The organism is Streptomyces sp. SID5643 (assembly GCF_009872555.1).
Lineage (GTDB): Bacteria > Actinomycetota > Actinomycetes > Streptomycetales > Streptomycetaceae > Streptomyces > Streptomyces iakyrus.
In genome coordinates, this window is record NZ_WWIC01000180.1 from 1 (window position 1) to 2331 (window position 2331).

General features: G+C 76.3%; 2 protein-coding genes and 2 pseudogenes. All 4 read left to right on the forward strand.

What is annotated here, in order from left to right; translation table 11 throughout:
- Positions 1-2: 2 nt before the first annotated feature.
- Positions 3-1769: an anthranilate synthase component I family protein gene (locus tag GTY56_RS21410; protein WP_346345532.1), complete on the forward strand. Its 1767-nt coding sequence runs from the start codon at positions 3-5 to the stop codon at positions 1767-1769.
- On the forward strand, positions 1766-1909 hold the full coding sequence (locus GTY56_RS41370) for a hypothetical protein (protein WP_346345533.1): 144 nt from the start codon (positions 1766-1768) through the stop codon (positions 1907-1909). The genes GTY56_RS21410 and GTY56_RS41370 overlap by 4 nt, the downstream gene beginning before the upstream one ends.
- 1 nt (position 1910) lies before the next feature.
- A pseudogene (locus GTY56_RS41375) lies at positions 1911-2081 on the forward strand (AMP-binding protein); the annotation flags it as partial.
- A gap of 104 nt (positions 2082-2185) precedes the next feature.
- Positions 2186-2331: pseudogene (locus GTY56_RS21420) on the forward strand (FAD-dependent monooxygenase); the annotation flags it as partial.

A 2331-nucleotide genomic window follows, 5' to 3' on the forward strand; every position in this document is an offset into this window, starting at 1 on the left:
CGGTGCCCGGCGGGGAGGGCCCGGCTGACACGGTGCCCGGCGGGGAGGGCCCGGCTGACACGGTGCCCGGCGGGGAGGGCCCGGCTGACACGGTGCCCGGCGGCCACGGACCGGCTACCACGCTGCCCCGTGAGGGCGCGGCGCCCCATGGGGCCGCACCCGTCCCGGGGCAGGGGTCCCCGGCCACGCGCGCGTGCGCCGCACCATCCGCCCCGGGACGGAAGGTCGCACCGGACTCCGTCGCCATCCCCCGGCCCCGTCGGCCCGGTCGGGTCGGGTACCGGCTGCACACCCGGAGGGTCAGCGGTGCCGTCGACGCCGAGGCGGTCTTCAGCCGGATGTTCGCGGGGTCGCCGCGGAGCTTCTGGCTGGACAGTTCGCTGGTCGCGCCGGGGCGGTCACGGTTCTCGTTCCTCGGGGACGACCAGGGGCCGCTCGCCGAGTTCGTGCGGTACGACGTCGGGGCCGGGCGGTGTGAGATCGGGCGGGCGGGGCGTCCCCTGCGCCGGGTGAGGGCGAGTGTCTTCGACTACCTCAAGCGGCAGTTGACCAACCGCCGGGTGGACGCGACCGGGCTGCCGTTCGACTTCACCGGTGGCTACGTGGGCTACTTCGGCTACGAGATGAAGGCCGACTGCGGGTCGGCCAACCGGCACCGTTCCCCCACCCCGGACGCCGCGTGGCTGTTCGCCGACCGGGTGATCGCGGTGGACCACGAGGAGGGCTTCACCTACGCCGTGTGCCTGGCGGAGGACACCCCGCAGGCCGCGCGGGAGGCCGCCGACTGGCTGGAGGGCGTGCTGGCCGGCCTCTCCTGCGTGGCGACGGAACGCCCGCCGCTGCCCGGGCCGCCGGAGCCGGCCGACCCCGGCGCGGCCGAGCCCTGGCTGGTGCGTGACCGCGCGACGTACCTCGCGGACATCGAGGCGTGCCGGCAGGTGCTGCGGTCCGGCACCAGCTACGAGGTCTGCCTGACGAACGCCGCCCGGCTGCCCGCCCCGCCCGACTCACTGGCGTTCTACCGGACGCTGCGCCGCGACGACCCGGCCCCGTACGCGGCGTTCCTGAGGTTCGGGGAGCTGGAGGTGGCCGGTTCCTCGCCCGAGCGGTTCCTGCGGATCGGCCGGGACGGCACCGTCGAGGCCCGGCCTGTCAAGGGCACCGCGCCCCGGGGCGACGGGCCGGAGGAGGACGCCCGGCTGCGGGACGCGCTCGCCTCGGACGCCAAGTGCCGGGCCGAGAACCTGATGATCGTGGACATGCTCCGCAACGACCTGGGGCAGGTCTGCCGGACCGGGACCGTGCGGGTCTCCAAGCTGATGGCCACGGAGACCTGTGCCACCGTGCACCAGTTGGTCTCCACCGTGCGGGGCAGGCTGCGGGAGGGCACGGACGCGGTGGACTGCGTGCGGGCCTGCTTCCCGGGCACGTCGATGACCGGCGCGCCGAAGCTGCGCACGCTGGAGATCATCGACACCCTGGAGACCGAGGCCCGGGGCGTCTACTCCGGCGCCCTCGGCTACTTCGGCTGCGGTGGCGGCGCGGACCTGAGCATCGTGATCCGGACCGCCGTCCTCGCCGACGGCCTGATGCACCTGGGTGCGGGCGCCGCGATCGTGCTCGGCTCCGATCCGGACGCCGAGTACGAGGAGATGCTGCTGAAGACGGCGGCCCCGATGCGCGCCCTCCACCGGCACACGGCCGACCGGATGCGGCAGGAGGGCCCGCCGGGGCAGCGGGCCGGGGCGGCGGAGGAGGTCAGACGATGACCAGTCCGCAGGCCGTGCTGAGCCCGGCGGAAGCCGAGGCACCCGGGAACCTCGCGGCCCACCCGGCGGAACTCGCCGAGCGGCGGGTGGAGCGGGCGGCCCGCTCTCCATCAGGGGCACCGGGCCTGGGCCCACGGTGAGGTGCACGACCTCGCCGCCCGCGCCGCGACCGTGCCGCCCGGCCACGGGGTGTGCCCCGGCGACCGGGTGCTGCTCGCGCTGCCGGATTCCCAGGCCTGGGTGACGGCGTTCCCCGCCATCGCCCGCCTCGGTGCCGTGGCGGTGCCGGTCAACCCCGAACCGCCCTCGGTCGGCCACGCGTTCCCGGCCGAGGACACCGCCGCCGTGCTGTGTGTGACCGGCCCGGGCCCGGAGGACCGGTTCGCCGGCCGACCGGGTCTCGGCGCCGACCGGCCGATCCGCACCGGCGGGTGCTGCCGGCCGGTGAGGCGGCGCATCTCTTCCCGCCGTTCGGGGCGCGTGGCATGAACAGCGGGATCGCGAACGCGGCGGCCGCCACCGCGGCGATCGCCGCCGGGACCGCGGAGGCGGTCGCGGGCTT